The organism is Thermogemmatispora tikiterensis (assembly GCF_003268475.1).
Taxonomy (GTDB): Bacteria; Chloroflexota; Ktedonobacteria; order Ktedonobacterales; family Ktedonobacteraceae; genus Thermogemmatispora; species Thermogemmatispora tikiterensis.
The window spans coordinates 144,338-163,682 of sequence record NZ_MCIF01000002.1 but is presented as its reverse complement, the minus strand read 5'-3'; the positions used below and the strand labels follow the sequence as shown (position 1 = coordinate 163,682).

Below are 19,345 nucleotides of genomic sequence, written 5' to 3'. Positions count from 1 at the left end.
GAGGGCCGTCAGGCTATTCAGGCTGACCTGTCGGGGTCGTGGCCACTGCATCTTCCCCAGCGCGGAGAGGCGTCGGTCGCGCATCCACCAGCGAGGAACTGGGCATCGAGAGCACCGACTGAGACCTGCGCTGCGCCGGCCTGCGCTCCTGCCGGCTCGGCGGCCTCTTCGGCCTGGACCGCGCGGCCCGTGACCCCCGCTTCCTGGGGGCGGCTTCCGACGCTGGCGCTATTCAGATCTGCTGCTCCTCCTGGAGCGTCATCCTCGGCCAGCCCACGGAGCCGGTCCGTATATACGCCCGACATTCCCGGTGTACGAAGCGGGCCTCGCCGCGCTGGTGGCCATCGCGCGGGCCATGGGAGGCAGCAGCATCGAGAGCCTCGCACCACTCCTGGATATCCTCGACCTGCTGGCACGCACCCCCAGGGCTACGAAGTCGTCTTCACTTCAAGGCTGCTCTCCCATCAGCAAGATCCGGCCTTCGCTGCACGGAGGGAGGAGATGCGCCGCGAGATGCTCGCTGGCAGTCATGCCCCAAGGCAGAAATGTCTATCTGACAACCAGTCACTGACTCAACAGTAGAACACCAGGCTTCCAGGGCCAGCTCGCAGCCAGGCGATCGGACGAGCTGGCCCGTTTCCTGGCCCTACACACCGCTTTCCAGGTGCTCCAGACATTCCAAACTCCCCTTATCTTCGAGGAGTCCGTGCTGCCAGGCCCAACTGACCGCCATGGCCCGCGTGTGCACCTGTAGCTTGCTATAGAGGCCAGAGATATAGTTTTTGACCGTTCCTTGGGATAAGCAGAGCTTGGCAGCAATATATCGGTTGTTATAACCAAGTGCCATTAAATGCAAGATTTGCAGCTCCCTCTGGTTTAGATTGAGAGACGAACGCACCAGGGCCTGAATCGCGTTCCTGTTGAGCAGTTTTCTACTGACCCCCGGACTCCACCATTGCTCGCCGTGAGCGGCAATCGCATGGACGGCCTCCACTACCAGCGCGGGGTCCTCGGCCTTCAGCAAACAGCCATCAACCCCGCTGGTTACGACGCGCGTCAAATAGACCTGATCGTCGTAGCGGCTCAGGGCCAGCACGCGTAGAGTCCCCTGCTGCTTACGCAACGTTTCAACGACCTCCAGGCCGGAGAGGTAGGGAAGCTGCAGATCCAGAATCAGGACCTCGGGCCTCAGTTCGCGGGTCAGGCGGAGCGCCTCCTCGGCCCTCCTGGCTTCACCAAGCACCTCGATCTTCTCGTCCCTCTCAAGAAGGTAACGCATACCCGCGCGGTAGATCGGCTGCCCTTCCGCCAGCAGCACGCGAATATGAACCATTCCTGACACGCTCCTTTTCACTGTATCGTTTCATCCTGACCAAAGTCCTCCATTAAACGCCGACAGAACTGCAGGAACGGCAACGAGGCATAGGAGCAGATCGCCTCCAACTCTTCTGAGGTCAGCTCAAACCCATAGGCCTCCAGGGTCGCCCTGGGATCACGCTGCAGTTGCTGTCGAAAGTTCTGATTAACGGAAGCCAGGCCAAGAATACGATTGATCATCTTCCAGGACATAGGTACCTATCCCCGTGTAGAAGCCTGGCTCTGCCTGGTCTCAGGCCAGATAGGTTCCCCAACAGCAGCGGGAGCCAGCGAGGAGAGGAGCGCGCGCGGAGCGTACAGATGCAGAGATTCCAGACGAGCGCCGGGCGAGCGCCAGGATGTCATGGTGACCTGTGTTTCCCTGAGAGCAACAATCAGAACGCTATCCATGCTTTCCTCCTGGACAGAGAAGAGGTGACAGGCAGATCCTCACATCTGCCACGGCAGAGAGCATACCCTCGACCTGCTCTGCACCCACTCCGCACTGCACTCTGCAGCCGCCCTGCGCCTGTCAATCAGGTGCTCGTCAAACGCTGATAGAGCAGCTGCAGAGCCTGGCCTGGCTGAACACCAAGTTCCTCCTGCAGAGTGCGCTGGCAGGTCTGATACTGACGCAGCGCCGCGCCACGTTTGCCCTGGCGCAGATAGCAGCGGATGAGACCGTAGTGAGCCTCCTCCAGACAGCTATCGAGAAGCAGCATCCGGCGCCAGTATTCAGCGCTCTCACCCCAGTCCTCCTCACGCCAGGCGATCTGTGCCAGTTGACGACAGGCCTCCAGATAGATCGTCCGCAGCTCATCACGCCGCCGTGTACACCACTCTTGATAGAAAGGGCGTCCATAGTCGCCGCGATAGAGCTGAATCATCTCGTGAAAAGCTGCTTTCGCCCGATCCAGTTGACCCTCAGCCAGGGCCGACTCGGCGACGAGGCGCTGGTCCTCAAACAATTGCACGTCATACCAGACCTGATCTCCATAGCCAGCGGCAAGATTGAGAGTGTACCCCGCAGGCGTAAAGAGAATGCAGGCCTCCCCCAGGATTTTACGCAGGTAGTAGAGCGTATTATGAAAGGTACGAGCGGTGCACTCATCATACTCCGGCCAGAGAGCTGTCAGGATCGTCTCCTTACTGACCGGATAGCGAGCATCCAGCAGGAAAAAGAAGAGTTCCATACCACGAGCCATACGCCAGTGCTTGATGGGCTGGCCATTGAGCAGGACCACTGGTTCCCCGAAGGCGTAGATGGTGAGGCTGGGAAGCACACTCTCTCGCGAGATCACGACCGCAGTTGAGGGCGAAAGGTCAGGTGTCTGGAGGTCAGTGGGCAACGCGACTTGCGTCTGATGAGAGGATACGAGTAAGGCCTGCAGCGCGGCAAAGCGCGGATGTTTGCCCAGCTCTGGCATGAGGGTACGCAGGAGGCGCCACTCCTGCTGCGCCAGGTGGGCAAGGGTGGGCTGGGTGTGCAGGATCGAGACGACCTCAGCCAGGGCGTGCTCCGCCCGCTCAGGTTGACGCTGCAAATGATAGCAAACAGCCAGGCGTAGCTTCGCCGGTAGGCTGGCACGCGGCAGATACGTACGATAGAGGGCGGCCTCGATGCCTCCCAGGCAGGTCGCTGCCTCAGCGTAGCGCCCCTGAGCGAGGAAAATCAAGCCGATGGTGAGATCGCGCCAGGCCCGCTCATAGCCAGCCGTTCTCTCATCAGTGGTCTCGACCTCCATCTGCTCCGCTATCAGCAGAGCGCTGGTAGGATCATGGAGGCAAAGGTAGCTCAGAGCCAGATTGGCACGCGCAGCGTTGACGACGCTGCGCGTGCCAAAGGTGAGCGCCAGAGTGAGGCCCTCCTGCGCATAGGCCAGCGCCCGGCCATAGTTGCCCTGTTCGACTGCGATCCCTGCCAGATTCACCAGCGCGTAGGCCTCACCGTGGTGTGGGTAGGGAGAGGAGCGCGCCAGGGAGAGCACCTCCAAAAAGGTCGCCTCAGCCTCTGCAATCTGGCCCTCATCCTGAGCAATGAGACCATGAAGAATGCGGGCACTGATCTTGCTGGAGGTATCCTGGAGCTGCTCGCAGGCATTCAGCATGGCCGTCAAATGATGCCGAGCAAGTACCAGATTGCTCAGAAGATAATAGGTGTTGGCAAGCGCACTGTGGATCTCAATACTTTGAGTGGGGGGAGGCTGCTGAGGCCAGAGTTGCAGAGCCTGCTGCAGATGCATGACACCGCCCGTCAGATCCCCCCGCCAGCGTATGACAGAGGCCTATCCGCATCTGAGCTGAGGCGCGCAGATGCCGCTCCGGCTCTGGCAGATAGAGCAGGGCTTTCTGGCAGAGCAGCTGGGCCTGCTGGTAGTCTCCCATCTGAAAAAGGGCTTTACCGCGCAGAATGGCGCAGGTAGCCTCCAGCAACGCGGTGTCCGGCTCCTGAGAGATCGCCAGCAAGGCCTCTGCACGGTCCAGCAGAGGCAGGGCCGTTGTCCTCTGGCCATAGTCCAGAGCAATCGTGGCTTGTAAAAGCAGCAGACGCGGATGATGTTCCTTGAACGCTTCGGGCAGCATGTTGATCCAGCGGATCAGGGTTTCACGCTGCCCCGAGGAGAGCAGGTTCTCCCCAGTGGCCAGGATGAAGGAAACTGCCAGGTCATAGGACTCACTTTCAAGGGCGTGGTACATCGCCTCTTCATCTTCGTGGCGGGCGTGCCAGAGTTCCGCGGCCCGGCGATGAAGCAGGCGAAAACGCTCCGGCTCCTGGTGACGGAGCTGCTCGGAGAGGAGTTCACGGATGACCGGATGAATCGTATAGAAGAGGCCCGTGCCACTCGCATGGGAGAAGAGGAAGAGGCCCTGACGCTCCAGATGAGCCAGCCTCTCGTGTGCATCGGTAATGTTGAGCAGAGCGTTGCAGAACGAGGGATACACATGATGCAGCAGAGAGATCGATTGCAGGAAGCTCTGCGTCTGAGCAGCGTGTTTCAGCACCTCATTGACCAGGTAAGTGAGCAGGATGGTCCGCTTCTGTGTCGCCAGTGCAGTGGAGGAGCCTCGTTTCTCGTCCGCGGCAGAGGAGTGGGGCAGAAGCAGACGCATTCGGGCGTCGCCGATGCGCGTGCCCAGCAAGATGCCAGCGATCCAGCCATCAAAAGAAGCGGCCAGAGAGGCCGCCTCTTCCTCACTGAGAGGAGGCAACCCTTGCAGGGCGGCCAGCTCAGCGATCTCTTCAGCTGAGAAGCGCAGGGCTTCGTGATCCAGGCCATACATAGCCTCGCGGATGATCAGAGCTGGAAAGGAGAGATCGGGCAGCGACCGGCTCTCGATGATCAGCGTCGCCTGCGGGGGAAAACGCCTGAGCAGCTCATTGACCAGAGCATTCACGGTCTCACTCTCATTGACCTCCTCGTAGTTGCAGAGCAGCAGCAGGAACGGCTCTTTGATCTCCGTGGCCAGGGCCGTACACAACATCGTCAGCGCCGAGGTGTAAAGCGTCGTCGCCGAAGCGGTCTCTGCAGACAGCATTGAACGAAAGAGCGCATCTAGTGAAGCCCCAAAAGCAGGAAAGGTCTGGCGTAGACTGGCCAGCAGCGTCCGCAAAAATACCACGGGATCGAGATCCGATCGTTCCAGAAAATACCAGCAGCACGGTAGCTGCGCCGAACGCGCGAAGTCGGCCAGCAGGGTAGTCTTGCCATAGCCAGCAGGCGCACAGCAGAGGATGAGTTGACGATGGGGAGCGCCGCCCTGTACAGGCAGGACCGCTTCACGCAGCCGCTCCAGCAAGGCCTTGCGATGGAGCAGCGCGACAGGGAGAGCCGGGGCTGTGATTTTCCGCTGAAGGTCGAAGTCATGATAGTCGGAACACCATTGCTCTCGCATGGCACTCCTTTCTCCGTAGATCCAAAAACATCGCAGAAGAAAGTGCTGTCCTGGCGAGAAAAGCGCGGCCACTTCTACCGCTCATATTCATGGCATAGAATCAAGCAAGCCATCAGGCAGCATGACCTCACACAACAGGTAGCGAGATGAAGCAGGCGAGTCCGCAGGCCTGGCTGCAGGCGCACAGCCGCACGGCCTCCAGACCGACTCAGCCCAACTGGGTAGCCGAAATAGTACGGTACATACCTCATCGGCAGCTCTACAGGCCAGAGGCCCGGGCGGACTTAGACGGAGTCGGATTCTGCAGACCGCTACAAGTGAGCGGTTGCAAGCCACTTTTCCGGCACAGCCTGATCTGCAACCTCCCTCCCGCCTGCTGATGAGGAAGGATAGAGACAACGACAGGCCAGTCTGGCCAGACTGTTAGATAGACAACAGATCAGTATCTTGGTGCGCTTGAGTATAGTGTATGCACATAAGTTTGTCAATAGTAAGGACATTCCCTCCTTGCCGGAACACTACTACTCCCCACAGATCTGCTCCTCTCGTGAGCAGAAAAAGACGTCGGGCCGAGCTGCGGATACCGCACGCAACGTCGACCCGACGTTCATCCATAGAAAGAGACAGAGGCGCTCCGTACAGCAGGCACAGGTCGAGCACGCCCACTCATCCACAATGCTGCCCAGCGTCTCTTGCCGGGCGCATCAGGTGTGTCGTGATACCATTGCGCAGGTAGATCGTTGCTGCCTGCAGGCGCTCGACAATCTCCTCCTGGTGGCTCGTGAACAGGAGCCCAGCCCCCTGCTGGCGTGCCTCGTGAAGGAGAGCCAGCGCTACCTCCGTTGAGGCATGATCCATGGCAGTGAACGGCTCATCGAGCAGGATCAGTGCAGGCCGGTGGAAGAGGGCGCCGATGAATGCGAGCTTCTGGCGCATGCCGCGCGAGTAGGTACGCACCAGGCCGGAGAACGCAGGCGCCAGTTCAAGCCGCTCGGCCAGCTCGCGGCCGTAAGCGAGGGCCGCTCTGTCCAGCCTGCGGAAGGCCGCCCACAGGCGCAGATGCTCCTCTCCACTGAGATAGGGATATAAAAAAGGCAAATCTGCAGCATAGCCGAGCTGCGCTTTGGCGCGCAGCGGCTCAAGATCAAGGTCCGCCCCACAGATGGTGACGACTCCCGTATCTTTGGGAATCTCCCCAACCAGACAGCGCAACGTTGTCGATTTCCCAGACCCGTTGGCCCCAAGCAGCGCCAGCGCCTCTCCCGGCCAGACCTCCAGGTTGACCTCGCGTAAGACCACTGTCTCCCCGAAGCGCTTGCTCAGATTGTTCACACTCAACACTGGCAGATCCCGCAATGCATCGGGCTTCACGCGCGAAGACTCCTCCCTGCGTTCAGACTACGACACGGTGAGAAACAGCGTATGCTCGATCAGACCCGCGCAGACGAGCAAAGCCACTGCGCAGCCATTGAAGAGCAGCGCCTTCCAGAGCACCTGGGAATGCCCGTACCAGTTCCGCCAGCCCCCGGTGCGCAGGAGTTTCCAGAACAGGGGCACCAGCAGCAGATCGCCATACGCGGCCAGCAGAAAGGCGCTGACCTCCAGCATGCCATGAGGGGCCAGCGCGAGCAGCACGGCGGTCAGCTTCCCCCTCCAGGCGTAGGCCCCCACCACGGCGCCGAGCATGACGCCATTGATCAGCAGTACCAGCAAGGTCACAGCGCCGACCGTGAGGATGCCTAGAAACATGATGACCAGCACCAGCAGATTATGCTGGATAATCGCCAGTGCTGGCAACTGATGAGGGTGTGCCACAAGCTGGTGAGCCAAACCCTCCGCTGCCAGCAGACCCAAGAGCAGCCCGCAGCCATAGGCCCCCAGCACGGCAAACCACTGTCTGGAATGAGCCATCAGAGATCCTCCTCCAGAAAACGCCTGTACTGGCGCACCATCAGCCCACGCCAGCAAAGCAGGCAGAGCAGCACATCGACGAGAAGACCGCTCAGCAGCCCCAGGAGCAGAGGATCAACCCGCAGCAGCGCCACCCCCGCAGCCAGGGCGACCACCCGGGCCAGCAGCACAAGTACCCAGCCGGCCCCCCAGGCGAACAATCTGATCCATGGCCGTCGTCCCAGCACCATCGCCAGCAGGAGCGCCCCCCCTCCTGGCAGCGCTGAGAGCAGATAGGCGCCAAACCAGTACAGCAGCACGCTATGGCTGAGCAGACCTGCCAGCAGGGCCAGCGCCACGACCAGGGGGACCGCCAGCCCCAGAAAGGTCAGGTAGACAGCCGCGGCGTGCAGACGGGCTGCAATGGGATACGGCTGCTGTACGCGATGTTCCCGCGCCTCACCCAGCAGCGCGGTGAGCAGCGGCCCCAGGCAGACCACCAGCGCCACTACACTTTGCAGGAGCAGCGAGAGGGCCGTGATCAGAGCGGTCAGGCGGGGACTGCCAAGCGTATGGGTCGGCAGCAGGCGCGGAGCGATGCTCAGCCAGAGCGCGAGGGCCAGCGTACACGTCGCCAGCAGGAACGCCGGGAGACGCGCCAGCGCCAGGCCACTTAAGGAGAGCAGCGCGCCCCAACGCCCGGTCGCCGCTCCAGCGGCGCTGAGCCAGGTCCGCAGCAGCGAGACGGCCAGCGATCTCCGTTCACGGACCTGCCTCTCACGACTCACGCTCACCTGATGCATCAGGACCCATCCCGCGGCAGCCGCCAGCAGCGTCCAGGCGCCAGCGAAGAGCAGCGTCTCACCCGGCGCCGCCTGCGCCAGTACCCCGCGTACCGGCAGGCTGAGCACCGCCCCCAGCAGCGCGAGTGGCCCCGGCAGCAGCGGAACCTGCTGAGAGAGGAAGACTCCGACAGCCAGCGAGCTGGTCAAGGCGCTGAACCAGACGACAAGCCGCGGCCTCGTCTCGCTCAGATTGAGCGCCACCCCCAGCACCGCCGGCAACAGTGGAAAGGCGACCAGCATCGTCAGAGAGGCCAGAATCGGCCAGGGCGCCCATCCAAGATGAACGATCGTCGCCAGGCAGACAGGCAGAAAGAAGATCAGCGCGACCAGCTCCGAGCGCAGCAGACCCACTACCAGGCGAATCCAGACAACGTCGGCCACCGTCACCGGCAGAGAGCACAGCGCACGCACCTCCTCCAGCCCGGAGGTCTCACTGAGCGTGCCGACGGCGAGCGCGTTCACCACCAGTAGCAGAAACGCACAGACAGTGAGCACCAGCGGCAGTGTAGCCGCCGCCACAAAGGGATGCGCCAGGGCCGCCGCCGCGCTGCGATAGAGCGTCACAAAGCAGATCAGCCCCGCCAGGATGCTCAGGCCACGATGCCACCAGCGTCTCTGCTGCAGCAATCCCTGTGCGCGTAGATCGCCTAGAGAGTAGAGCAAGAGGATTGCTCTACTCGTCCAGGTTGGAGCGCGGTGTTGTTGCTTGCACTCCATTGTAGTCTTACCAGCCGACCAATACAGATGTGCCGAAGAGGAAGACCAGTCCCTCCACGGTTCCCACAAATGGCGCCAGGAAGGGATAGAGTGCCACGGCCGCCCAGATGCCGTCCGTCGTGATAATGCTCACAATCAGCGCCGCCACCGCCTCAGAGAGGCCGAACTGACCAACGAGCCAGCCCAGGAGCAGACGGCCCTGCGTCAGCAGCAGCGCCGCGCTGGAGAGCAGCGAGACAGCGGTCGGAGCATACTTCGCGGATACACGAGCAAGTGTCTGTTGCATGGTTCACTCCTTCAGTAATAGGAATAACGAGTGAGAAACAGCAGACGTCCCTCTACCAGCCGGCAGCAGCCGAGACGCCGATAAACAGGATCAGCCCATCGAGGGTGCCCACAAACGGCAGCAGCCAGGGAGCAAAAGCAGCAATACCGGCTGACCCTTCGGTGAGCAAGATAGAGATGATCGCCAGAGCATCCTGCCAGGAGAGGCCAAACTGACTGACCAGAAAGCCCAGGCCACGGGGCAGTGCCATCGCGGAGACGACCATCGCCATGATCAGGCTGGAGAGCAGGGTCACCTTCGTGGCGATCTGCAACCTGACGCGCGTAAGCGTATGCATCATGTCTGATTCCTCCTTCAATGCGTGAGGTCTTTCTTGCGTAAAGATCTCGTCATGGATCTGGCCTCTGATGGTTCGCGAGTCCACCCTCTGGCCAGCAGAAAGGTGCGCACGCACTATCAGCTGATAGATAAGGGCCTCACCGGAGCGCTCCAGAGAGGAAGGAGGAGATCTAGCGGCCATCCCGCAGACTGCAGGGCCGCAGGAGGGCGCCTGCAGCCTGCTCCCTCCCTGGAGCGACTCGCTGTGCGCTATCCACAGGAAAGGATAGCGGCCTGGCCCCCGCAGAGGAAGTGCCGCAGGTCATATCTTTTCGCATTACCGTTATATAACGCACCAAGGCTCTCCGCAGAGAGCCAATGCGGAACGAGTGCGGAGTGGATCACAGGTATACTCTGCCTCGGAGCCGGAAGGAAAGAAAGGCAGGGACAACAATGAAACAGTCAACGGAGAATCGGATGCTGGTTGTTCGGCGCTACTGGGTGCGCAGCGGCGAGCCGCCTCTGGGCTATGCCACCCACCGATACTATCCCCTCATCGGGCTGATCGGAACCACGCTGCTGTCTGCGCTGGTCGTGACCTTCCTGATCATGCGCGCAGAGACACTCGTTGTGCTGAGCGTCGCAGTGCTGGTGACCTTCTCTGTCGCCTCCATGCTCCTGATACGACGGTACAGCGGCTGGTACGAGGTGGACGCCTCCGGCAATCCCCTCACCTTCGTCTCGCGCTCGCCCCTGCCGGGGATCACCGTGCGCAACAGCATCAGCCGCAAGCAATTCCTGGAACAAGGAGGGATTCCTGGCGCATGAAACGTCAATGGACTATCGTCTTGCTGCTGGTCATCTGCACCACAGTGATCGTGCTGCAATTGAGTGGCGGCTTCGCAGAATCCATGCAGGCCATCAAACACGCGATGCCTGGCACGATCTCCGTGCCAGGTCCGCGCGCTTTGATCATCGACGTCCTCTCCTTTGTGGCCTGGGTCTGGGGCCTCGTGCTGACCGCACGAACCCGGCGCTGGCGCTGGCTGGTGCTGATCTTGGTGACTGGCTACATCGGCGGATATCTCTATTCGCTGGTCACCCTGTTCAGGCAAGTGCGTGGGAAGAGCGATGAGCATCAGCCCGCCCTGACGCATTCCTGAGACGGAGGGGGAATGCGCGATCTCCCTTCGGCCAGCGCATCCCCTCCTTCGGCCACCGCCTGCGCCTCTCGCCCCCTGCGGCCTCTAACGCGAGTATGCCTGAGAGGCTGGTCCCTTCTATAGCAAGCAGTACTCTCCTATCGACAAGGAATGGTGCTATGCAACACGTTGCTTCAACGCCGTCCGGGAAAGACGCTCCCATCGTTCGGCTGGAGCGAGTAACCAGGCGATTTCAGCAGCAGATCGCTGTGGAGAACTTCAGCCTGGAAATCGCTCAGCCCGGCGAGATCGTCGGACTGCTCGGCCCAAACGGCGCGGGCAAGACAACCGTGCTGCGCCTGCTGTTGGGCATGCTGACTCCCACCAGCGGCAGCGTGGCACTCTTTGGTGTGCCTATGACCTCCGCGGTTCGGCGCGGGGAAGCCCTGCGACGTGTCGGAGCGCTCATCGAGGCCCCGACCTTCTATCCCTATCTCAGTGGACGCGATAACCTGCGTGTAGTCTCGCTGCTGGCCGGCCTTCCGGAGGACCGCGAGACAGAGCAGCGCATCAGTCAACTCCTCGAGCGCCTCGCCCTGCCTGTGGAGGGTCCTGTGGCCTTCAAGCAGTACTCGCTTGGCATGAAACAGCGCCTGGGAATCGCCGCCGCGCTGCTGACGGAGCCGGAATTGCTGGTCCTCGATGAGCCAACCAACGGCCTGGACCCCATTGGCATTGTCCATCTGCGCGAGCTGCTGCGCTCCCTGGCACAGCAAGGCACGACGATCCTGCTGTCCAGCCACCTGCTTCACGAAGTGCAACAGCTCTGCACCAGGGTCGTTCTGCTGAAACGTGGGCAGGTGCTGATCCAGGGCGAGGTCAGCCGACTGCTCCAGACCCAGGGTGTGATTGAGGTCGTCTACGAGACCCCGGAGGCACTGGACGCTGCTGAGGCGCTCCTCCAGCGTACTGCTCAGGAGCAGCCCGCCTGGATACGCCAGGTCAGGCGCGCCGGAAGCGCAGCGTCGGTGTCCAGCGCGGAGGCCAGAGTGGCGGACCCCTGTGTGCTCCAGATCCAGGCTCCGATCACATCCTCCACAGAGATCTGCGCGCTGCTGGCCAGACATGCACTCTATCCTGCCGAAATCCGCAGGCGTTCCATAAGCCTTGAGCAATTCTTCTTGGATCAGGCGTCAGAGCCGGCACCCACGCTGAGTCAGGCTCAGAGAGCGCTCTGAATGGTGAGTTTGAGAGGAGAGAATGATGCAGTCGAGACTCGCCCCTTTACTGACCGAGGGATATCCCTCCATCCGTATAAGATGGCATGCCATCATCACAGTGATGAAGGCTCAGCTCCTGCTGGTGCGCAGACGTGTTCTGACGCTGGTGGTACTGGCACTGCTGGGCGGGGGCTTTCTGCTGGCGACAGGCTTCCACCTCGTCCTCTACGTCTTTGCGACGCTGCCTGTGTCGGCGCAGGCTTGTCCCACTGCCAGCACCTCTGCTCAGCAGGTTAGCCAGGCGCCTCCCTGCGTGAGCGAAACACCTCAGCAGCAGGCAGAACAGAAACTGCTGCGTCAGGAGGTGCTGCGTGAGCAAAAGACGACGCTGACCTTTCCTATGTCGCTCAGCCTGGGTGGCGACACGCTGCTCTCGCTAGGGGTACTGCTGTTGTGCATCTTCGTCGCGATCTTTGTCGGCAGCGACTATCAGGCAGGGACGCAGCATCTGGTCTTCTTGCGCGGTGTTCCACTCACCCGCCTTGTCTGCGCGCAATCTGTGATGCTGCTGCTGATCCTGGTGATCGTTAGCGCCGCGCTGCTCATGGCAGGGGCGCTGCTGGGCTGTGTGATTGGTCCCCTACTGGGAGGGAAGCTAAGTCCACTTTCGCTCCAAGGCTGGGGAGAGCTGGCCCTATACTGGCTGGGGATCTGTGTGAGTCTGTGGCTCTATGCGCTGCTCAGCGTGCTCTTCACGACGCTAGGGCGCTCGATAGGGGCCGGTATTGCAGGGTCGATCGGCTATCTGTTCATCCAGGGCCTGCTGCTCCCTCCACTGACCTCCATGCTAAGTGCCCTGCCCGACAGCGGGTTCACTGCGTTGCTGAGGCACCTTCCCGCGCTCTTCTTGGGCCCGGCCTGCCATACGCTGCTGGAGGCACTGGCCTCTCGTCCGCTGCCCCTAGTCGCGAGTGCAGTGCCGTCGAGTGCCAGTACTGCACTGGCTGGAGCGGTCCTGCTCTGCTACGGGCTGATCAGTGGAGGAGTGAGTCTATTGCTGGTGCATAAGCGGGATGTCGCGCTATAACAGAATTTCAATTATAGAGAGCTTTCAGGCTCTTGCCCCAGTGAGCAATTTACTTTACCAGGATGCGAGGATGACTTCTACCCGAAAGGGGCATCCAACGAGCAGCTTAAGCCCAGCCTTCACCGCTTACTTCCGCTTCAGTGTTGGAAGCAAGCGATGAAGGACACTTTATGGGAGGACATTACCTGAGCAGAAAAAAAGTTCAATATGAGTCTATGAAAACAGCTGTATATACCAGCTCTCTTAACAGAGATCATTTTTCCATAACGGTTATATCCTCATCAATTAGTAAAAATCTATTTTTTGATAAAAAAACAAGCTTGATAGATGTCTTACATTTCTATAAATAAAAAAGATCGAGTGGGCACATCAATGCGATTTTTGCCCGAACGAGGCACGTTCCGCAAGAGACAAAAGCAGTAGACGGACCTGGCCAACGCCCTGGTAGCCAAGAGAGGCAGCGCTGACTCCAGGCGCTTCTCCAAGCAGTGTCAAGGCTGCTACCCTGCTGCCAAAGAGCAACTTGCGGACAGCACCACGCCGTCCAATAGGAGCAATCAAGTCGCTGACAATGGGGTTCTCAAAGAGAGAGGTAGCAGGTGTTCCTTTTATATATTTAGGTCGGGCTTACAAGAATTCTGAAGGTCTGAGTCGCGGCTAGATTGGGGCTTTTGAAAGCTAGCGTATAACAGTGATTTTTACGCATTCTGTGACCTCTCCTAAGCTGCCTCTCTCAATCAGATGGTACGCTTAGAAGAAGCTGGGTATGTTACTGCAGATTTGATCTTAAGCGGCTATGCAGCAACTGCAGACGAATAGCCAGACCGCCCTCGTAAAGGGCAAGCATCCCTGGCGTACTTGGTCAGTTGCCAGCCGTCGCTGGGCGCCCTGTCCTCTCACGGCTCAGCTAAAAAGGGTGACTGTCATGTTCCCTGCTGCCTTCCCAGGCTACTCCCGTTGCGCACCCACTGCCAGTCTCTCACTCTCCCGCTCTCTTCCTGCTACGCTCCCGCTTCCTTCCCAGACGTTTTCCACCACCGTCGTGTACGCTTCTTCCTCCGGCCATCGAACTGAACGAGCGTGAGGGTCTGCTCTCTCCCGTCATCTGGTGGGTGGCGCTGCTCGCGATGCTGCTGGCCATCGCGGCCGTGCTGGCTCTGGCCGTCATTCTCTGGTGTGCCTTCCACGGCGGTGGCGTCGTTGTGAGATGGAGCATCAGCTGGGATGGCTACGTCACCATCGGCTGTAGCAAATAGCCAGCAAGGAGGTCAGCACCTATGCAACAGCCTGTCTTTTCCTGTGCTGCTTCCAGGCCGCTGGTAGCGTTGTCCACTCGTCAGACCCAGGAGACCCCCATCGTCTGGTGGGTAGTTGCCCTCATCGTCTTGCTGGTCCTGGCGGCCGCGCTGATTGTAGCGATGGGCATCTGGTGCTCGCTCCACGGTGGTGGCGAGGTGATCTCCTGGCAGGTACACTGGCCCTTTGTTACGATCGGCTGCAGCAAGTAACGTTGCAGAAGAGGTGAAGCGATGCATAGTCAGCATCTGACAACCTATGTCGCCCCTGTCGTTCTGCTGGAGAAGCGCGAGCAGCGGGCTTCGCCTCTAGCCTGGTACGTCGTACCGCTGCTGATCCTCCTGGGGCTGGCTGCCGACATCGTCCTGGCAGTGGCTATCTGGTGCGTGATCCACGGTCAGAGTGTAGTGGTGACCTGGCACATCAACTGGAGCGGCACAGTCACCATCGCCTGCAAGTAGACGCCAGCGGGCGTCATCCGGGCACCGGGCAGAAGACGGAGCAGCCGACCCTGACTCGCTCCGTCTTCTGCTCGCCGTTCCTCAAATGCTCTAGAAATAGGACAGGCTATGTGGTATGATTAGTCAATTTCGGGTATCCTATGCTCTTGAGCAGAAAAAGCGAGAAAATATGAGCCGAGTATCTACTGGAAGTCAAGAGGCTCACCAAGAGCTTCGGAACCTTCACTGCTGTTGATCAGGTCTCTTTTGCCATTCGGCCAGGAAGCATCGTCGGCCTGCTGGGTTCCAACGGCGCCGGCAAAACAACGCTGCTCTCTATGCTATGCTGGTGGGACTCTTTCCTCCCACGGCTGGCAGCATCGTCCTGGACGGCGAGGAGACACAGAGCGAGACCCCGCAGATGAAGCACGTCTTTGGCTTTGTCCCCGACTCGCAGGAGGTCATCCCCCATCTGACGGGCTGGGAGTACCTGCAGTTCATCCAGCGCATCTACGGGCTTTCGGCCGAGCAGTGGAGTCTGGCGAACGAGTACCTGGCCCTCCTGCACATGGAAGCCAAAGCGCAGGATCTCCTCGAAACCTACTCCCACGGCCAGCGCAAGAAAGTGCAACTCATCGCCGCGCTGCAGCACCAGCCGGAGCTGCTGCTGCTCGACGAGCCATTTTCGGGTCTTGATCCAGAGATGATCGCGCTGGTGAAGCGCCTCCTGCGGAAGCTCCGTGAGCGTGGCGTAGGGATTCTGATCTCGACACATGATCTGCTGATGGTCGGGGAGCTGTGCGATCACGTGATCTTCCTCAACCAGGGCGGCGTCGTAGCAACAGGCGAACCAGAGCAGCTGCTGACCTGCTATGGTGCGGCCAATCTGGAAGAGGCCTTTCTCAAGGCGCTCGGCCTTGAAGAGCAGGAGGAGGCACTGGAGCGTGTTCTGGCAGATTTCTAGGCTTGTGATCCTGATCTGGCGTAATCGCCTGCGTCAGCTCTTCCGCCGTATGCCGGCGCTCTGGCTGGTCGTGTTACTCGCGGTGATCAGCTACTGCGGAGGAGCCTATCTCAGCTATGACTTCTTCTACAAGATCACTCAGTTCATTGCATCCAGCAGCAGCACCTTTCTGCAGCTACGCACGATCATCGTGACGGCCTTGTTCAGCGCCTTCAGCCTGACAGCCTTCACGCTCGTCTCCTTTGCACTGCTCTTTACGCCAGAGGAGACCACGCTCAAACGTATCCTGGCCCCCCTCCCGATCTCGCCCATGCAGCAGCGTCTTGGCCTGTTATTGCCCGGCTTCATCCTCCTCCTGCCCAGAACCTGCTCTGGCTGCCTGCACTGCTGGTCCTCATACAGGTGGGCCTAGCCACGCCCCTGCAGCTACTGCTGGCGGTCTTTCTCGGGCTGCCCGCCTACAACGGAATCACCCTGGCATTCCATCAGGCGGTGCTCTACGGGACCACGCGCATCTTTGGGGCTGAGCGCGTTGACCTGCGCAGCACGGCACTGAGAGTGAGCATGGCCCTGGGCATGGTCCTCTTCACACTGCCGCTGATTCTGGGGGCGCAGGCGCTGCTGGCCCGGCAGCCCGGCTGGCTGATTCTGACGCCAGCCTACTGGATACTGCTAATCCTGCAGTCAGACCTCCTCAGAGCTATAGCGGGTCTGGGCCTGTTGAGCGCGCTCGGCCTGCTGGGGGTGGTCATCTACGCCTTCTGCGTTGAGCGCTGCGAGCGCCTGGCAGTGGGAACCAGAGGCCAATGGGTGCCGCTGCGACGGCTCTCCTTTCCATCCTCGCTCTTCATGAGTAGCTACCTCTATGAACTCAAGGGCATCGCTCGTGATCAACAACTGGTCGTCGGCCTGGTGATGGTCGTCGCCGGCTGGCTTGTGGCCACCGTCGCTGTCTTCTGGACACGCGCCAGCAATCCGCTGCTGAGCTACGGGCTGCTCGAACTGGCCCTCGATCTCATAACGTTCCTGCTCTGCGCCATCGCCCAGATGTCCTGGGGGCGGGACAGCCGCGCCTATCACGTGCTGGCCAGTACGCCGCTAGATGTTCACCTCCTGCTCGATGGGAAGCTGTCCGCCAACCTGGTGGTGATCGTCGGTGGCTGGGTGCTGCTGATAGGCGTCCTTACCTGGGCCGGCAACAACCCGCTGCTCCTGCTGCAGCGCCTGCCACTGCTCTGCACGGGGTGCTTCCTTACTCGCCCGAAAACCCGCTCTCGATGCTCATGGTGTCGGGGGTGATGGTCACCCTGGGTCCGCCGCTCTACGTGCTCTTCCAGCAGGCCCAGGAGGCACTGGCGCGGCTGCCTGGCGGCATGGCGGCGCAGATGCTCGTGCAGACAGCGGCGGCGCTGCTGATCATGGGCATGCTCTATCTGGGAATCCATCAGCTTGCCGACGTGAAGATGGAGAAAGATCGTGATTGAGATGATTCCCGTGCTCCCCGCCGGCGTGGCTGTGCACACGGCTTCTCTGGAGGACCGCGCGTTGCGGCAGCACTATCCGCTGAACAGCACGGCCCGCGAGTTCCTCACACTGATCGACGGCCGTCGCAGCTTCGCCAGCATCGCCGAGCAACTCGCGGAACGCTACAGGCAGCCACGGGAGGTGCTGCTCAAGGACCTGGGCCAACTGAGCCTGGAGCTGTACCACCATGGCCTGCTCAACTGGCATGAGACCTGGCACCAGCGGAGTATACGCTGGCTGCTTGCTCTGCGAACGCGAACGCTGCCGGCACTGTACACCTGGCGCTCCGATCCCCCGCTCACTACCAATCCGCTGCTGCTCCTCGGCTGGCTCTATCTGGAGGTCTGGCGGGCCTGGCTCCCGGTGCTGAGCGCAGGACTGCTTGGGGCAGCGGGGGCCGGCGCGCTGCTGGCAGTCCTGCCGCTGTTGACCCTGGCCTATCTGGCGCTCGCTCTCTGCCTGACGCTCAGCATCTGCCTGCATGAGGGCGGTCACCTGATCGTCCTGCACCACTACTGCGGTGCAGGGAGCGGCTTTTTGCTGCGCACCGGCCCGTTGCTACGCCTGATACGTCCCCCCTGGCGCGCCCCGCGGCGGAGATCGCGGTCAATGCGGCCGGCCCGCTGCTTCCCGGCAGCATCGGGCTGCTTGCCCTGGTCTGGCACCTGCTCCACCCCTGGCCGCTGGACTGGCTACTGATCGCGCTCCTCGTGTACATCTTTTTACAGCTTTTACTACCCAATCCTGATCTTAACAATATAGTTCAGGTGCTGCGCTCCAGTCATCGCAGGAACGAAGTGCATGATCAGATGGAGCAGGCGCCGCTTTCTCCTGCTGAATACGAAAGGAGGCCACAACCATGAGCAGGAATGCGCCAACCGGGACAGCGACACGGCAGACGTTCGCCGAAACACTCATCAGCAACATCGTCACCGGCATCTCTATCGGAGCCATGCTGGCGCTGCTGATCGCCATCCTGGGCCTTCTGGGAATCTTCATCTACGGGGTGACCTACCCTCAGCAGGAAGTGCATCTGAAGCTCTTCTCGCTGGAGATCTTCGACTTTACCAGTCAGGGCGCCTCCTTTCTCTTCCGGATGCACGCTCCGGGGGCGCTGATGGCACTCGGGCTGCTCACCTTGCTGGGCGCCTGTGTGTTCTGGGTGATCCGCGCCGCGCGCCGCTTCCAGCCACGGTCGTCCTGACGGCCCAGGTGCCAGCCGAGCGCTGGCGAGGGCGACCGCGCGCGAGGGAGGGGGGACTGGCCACTGACGCCGTACCCATCTCCACAGGTCGCGCGGCGCCTCGCCCTCTCATCGCGTTCGGGAGGCACCGGCGAGGGATCAGACCACTGGGGCAGGCGCTGCTGGGCAGCGCTGACCGCCTCAACCGGATATTCGAAGTCCTGCAACTGACCCGCAAAATACAGGTATCGCAGGCCTGCATGTCAAAGTGGCCGTGGTCGGAGAGATTGAAGAGAATCACGCGCGCCTGGCCACTCTCCTTCGCCTGCAGGGCCTCCTCCACGGAGGGAGGAGTGATGACAAGCTGGCTGGTGACGCTGAAGGGCCAGCAATGGTGCCGGGCGGATGCCATCCGAGGTCGCCAGCGACGCCGGGGACGAGGAGGCGCCTGATGGAGCTCCTCATTGTGCTCGCGGCTATGGGCATCCCCTCCATTGGAGGGTGATCGCGGCGCTGATGCAGGAGTTGCTCCCAGAGACGGGCTGTCCGTCGCCAGCCGCGCCAGGGCAATTGGGGCGCCTGGGAGCTCACACCGTGGATGCCTCGCATCAGATCTTCCGCCGTATGTGGCATTGGCTCCATCTTCGGGCACCGTCTCGCCTGCTGCTTCCCGTGCACGTGACAGGCTTCTCCTCCCCTTCCTGATCCAGGCTTCCCTCTTGCTTCCCGCCCGCTTCCCAGGATGCTCCCAGAGAGCACGGCTATCCTGGCAGTGGCGCGAGCCTGCTGCGGCTCCGGGCAGTCCAGGCGCTGCCGTCAGCACTCAGACACACCCCCACTGAGGGCAGGGACAAGCGGCTCACTGGGCGCTGTGCCTGGCCTGACCCGCAAGGAGAGGGTGTCCTCCTCCGGAAGGCCGCCAGACACGGACGGAATGCCCCCATTTCAAGAAACTGCGTACCAGCCAGGAAGTGAGGCCGGTTAATGGATCCCAGGTCCTGCGACGATGATCCGGTCTTCGATGCCACTCAGAAGGAGCTGCTTGCCGGGATTTGCAAAGAGCATGACTTGCCCTTCGAGATGGTCACAAAACTGCTGGAGGCCGAAAAGCAGTCGATTGATATCACGAAGCGGGCAGCATCTTGAACCAGCTGGCCGCCATCCTTTATCAGGAGTGGGCCGA

Annotated in this window: 24 protein-coding genes; 15 read left to right on the top strand and 9 right to left on the bottom strand. The window is 60.9% G+C overall.

Annotated features, from left to right (window positions below):
* Positions 1-646: 646 nt before the first annotated feature.
* The 9 genes from A4R35_RS00715 to A4R35_RS00670 all read right to left on the bottom strand — a co-directional run bounded on the left by A4R35_RS00715 (position 647) and on the right by A4R35_RS00670 (position 9,328).
* Positions 647-1,333 carry a response regulator transcription factor gene (locus A4R35_RS00715; protein ID WP_112425589.1) on the bottom strand — a complete coding sequence of 229 codons (687 nt, stop codon included), beginning with the start codon at positions 1,331-1,333 and terminating at the stop codon, positions 647-649.
* 17 nt (positions 1,334-1,350) lie between these two features.
* Complete coding sequence (locus A4R35_RS00710) at positions 1,351-1,569, bottom strand: Os1348 family NHLP clan protein (protein WP_112425587.1); 219 nt, start codon at positions 1,567-1,569, stop codon at positions 1,351-1,353.
* A gap of 323 nt (positions 1,570-1,892) precedes the next feature.
* Positions 1,893-3,599, bottom strand: coding sequence for a BTAD domain-containing putative transcriptional regulator (locus A4R35_RS00700; RefSeq protein ID WP_112425583.1), 1,707 nt, complete (start codon positions 3,597-3,599; stop codon positions 1,893-1,895).
* Positions 3,538-5,250: a MalT transcriptional regulator family protein gene (locus tag A4R35_RS00695; RefSeq protein WP_112425581.1), complete on the bottom strand. Its 1,713-nt coding sequence runs from the start codon at positions 5,248-5,250 to the stop codon at positions 3,538-3,540. Before A4R35_RS00695 ends, A4R35_RS00700 begins: the two co-directional genes overlap by 62 nt.
* Before the next feature lie 666 nt (positions 5,251-5,916).
* Positions 5,917-6,621 carry an ABC transporter ATP-binding protein gene (locus tag A4R35_RS00690; RefSeq protein ID WP_112425579.1) on the bottom strand — a complete coding sequence of 235 codons (705 nt, stop codon included), beginning with the start codon at positions 6,619-6,621 and terminating at the stop codon, positions 5,917-5,919.
* 27 nt (positions 6,622-6,648) lie between these two features.
* A complete protein-coding gene (locus A4R35_RS00685) occupies positions 6,649-7,161 on the bottom strand; it encodes a stage II sporulation protein M (RefSeq protein WP_112425577.1) in 513 nt (170 codons plus the stop codon).
* The gene (locus A4R35_RS00680) at positions 7,161-8,648 is read right to left on the bottom strand and encodes a hypothetical protein (protein WP_112425575.1); all 1,488 of its coding nucleotides are present in this window, start codon (positions 8,646-8,648) and stop codon (positions 7,161-7,163) included. The genes A4R35_RS00685 and A4R35_RS00680 overlap by 1 nt, the downstream gene beginning before the upstream one ends.
* A gap of 61 nt (positions 8,649-8,709) precedes the next feature.
* Positions 8,710-8,988, bottom strand: coding sequence for a hypothetical protein (locus A4R35_RS00675; RefSeq protein ID WP_112425573.1), 279 nt, complete (start codon positions 8,986-8,988; stop codon positions 8,710-8,712).
* Between the two features lie 52 nt (positions 8,989-9,040).
* Positions 9,041-9,328, bottom strand: coding sequence for a hypothetical protein (locus A4R35_RS00670; protein ID WP_112425571.1), 288 nt, complete (start codon positions 9,326-9,328; stop codon positions 9,041-9,043).
* A gap of 431 nt (positions 9,329-9,759) precedes the next feature.
* On the opposite strand from A4R35_RS00670, the gene A4R35_RS00665 reads away from it, so the two are divergent.
* From A4R35_RS00665 to A4R35_RS24070, 15 genes are all read left to right on the top strand, one after another.
* A complete protein-coding gene (locus tag A4R35_RS00665) occupies positions 9,760-10,134 on the top strand; it encodes a hypothetical protein (protein ID WP_112425569.1) in 375 nt (124 codons plus the stop codon).
* The gene (locus A4R35_RS00660; protein WP_112425567.1) at positions 10,131-10,469 is read left to right on the top strand and encodes a hypothetical protein; all 339 of its coding nucleotides are present in this window, start codon (positions 10,131-10,133) and stop codon (positions 10,467-10,469) included. The genes A4R35_RS00665 and A4R35_RS00660 overlap by 4 nt, the downstream gene beginning before the upstream one ends.
* Positions 10,470-10,627: 158 nt before the next feature.
* Positions 10,628-11,686 (top strand): ABC transporter ATP-binding protein, encoded by a 1,059-nt coding sequence (locus A4R35_RS00655; protein ID WP_112425565.1) that lies wholly within the window; start codon positions 10,628-10,630, stop codon positions 11,684-11,686.
* 22 nt (positions 11,687-11,708) lie between these two features.
* The gene (locus A4R35_RS00650; RefSeq protein WP_146747059.1) at positions 11,709-12,755 is read left to right on the top strand and encodes a hypothetical protein; all 1,047 of its coding nucleotides are present in this window, start codon (positions 11,709-11,711) and stop codon (positions 12,753-12,755) included.
* A gap of 1,127 nt (positions 12,756-13,882) precedes the next feature.
* Positions 13,883-14,011: a hypothetical protein gene (locus tag A4R35_RS24895; protein WP_262982307.1), complete on the top strand. Its 129-nt coding sequence runs from the start codon at positions 13,883-13,885 to the stop codon at positions 14,009-14,011.
* A gap of 21 nt (positions 14,012-14,032) precedes the next feature.
* Positions 14,033-14,263 carry a hypothetical protein gene (locus tag A4R35_RS00645; RefSeq protein ID WP_112425561.1) on the top strand — a complete coding sequence of 77 codons (231 nt, stop codon included), beginning with the start codon at positions 14,033-14,035 and terminating at the stop codon, positions 14,261-14,263.
* Positions 14,264-14,284: 21 nt separating this feature from the next.
* Positions 14,285-14,512, top strand: a complete 228-nt coding sequence (locus A4R35_RS00640) for a hypothetical protein (RefSeq protein WP_112425559.1) — start codon at positions 14,285-14,287, stop codon at positions 14,510-14,512.
* A 185-nt stretch (positions 14,513-14,697) separates the two neighbouring features.
* The gene (locus A4R35_RS25150) at positions 14,698-14,916 is read left to right on the top strand and encodes an ATP-binding cassette domain-containing protein (RefSeq protein ID WP_112425557.1); all 219 of its coding nucleotides are present in this window, start codon (positions 14,698-14,700) and stop codon (positions 14,914-14,916) included.
* A complete protein-coding gene (locus A4R35_RS00630; RefSeq protein ID WP_112425555.1) occupies positions 14,835-15,455 on the top strand; it encodes an ABC transporter ATP-binding protein in 621 nt (206 codons plus the stop codon). The genes A4R35_RS25150 and A4R35_RS00630 overlap by 82 nt, the downstream gene beginning before the upstream one ends.
* A complete protein-coding gene (locus A4R35_RS00625; RefSeq protein WP_112425553.1) occupies positions 15,436-15,867 on the top strand; it encodes a hypothetical protein in 432 nt (143 codons plus the stop codon). The genes A4R35_RS00630 and A4R35_RS00625 overlap by 20 nt, the downstream gene beginning before the upstream one ends.
* A complete protein-coding gene (locus tag A4R35_RS00620) occupies positions 15,858-16,754 on the top strand; it encodes a hypothetical protein (protein ID WP_112425551.1) in 897 nt (298 codons plus the stop codon). The genes A4R35_RS00625 and A4R35_RS00620 overlap by 10 nt, the downstream gene beginning before the upstream one ends.
* Positions 16,733-16,939 (top strand): hypothetical protein, encoded by a 207-nt coding sequence (locus A4R35_RS00615; protein WP_146747058.1) that lies wholly within the window; start codon positions 16,733-16,735, stop codon positions 16,937-16,939. The genes A4R35_RS00620 and A4R35_RS00615 overlap by 22 nt, the downstream gene beginning before the upstream one ends.
* Before the next feature lies 1 nt (position 16,940).
* Positions 16,941-17,678, top strand: a complete 738-nt coding sequence (locus tag A4R35_RS00610) for a PqqD family protein (protein WP_223258480.1) — start codon at positions 16,941-16,943, stop codon at positions 17,676-17,678.
* A gap of 160 nt (positions 17,679-17,838) precedes the next feature.
* A complete protein-coding gene (locus A4R35_RS00605; protein WP_112425545.1) occupies positions 17,839-18,183 on the top strand; it encodes a hypothetical protein in 345 nt (114 codons plus the stop codon).
* 963 nt (positions 18,184-19,146) lie between these two features.
* Entirely contained in the window at positions 19,147-19,308 is a 162-nt protein-coding gene (locus A4R35_RS24070) for a DNA modification system-associated small protein (protein ID WP_189361178.1), read from the top strand.
* The last annotated feature ends 37 nt before the right edge of the window (positions 19,309-19,345 follow it).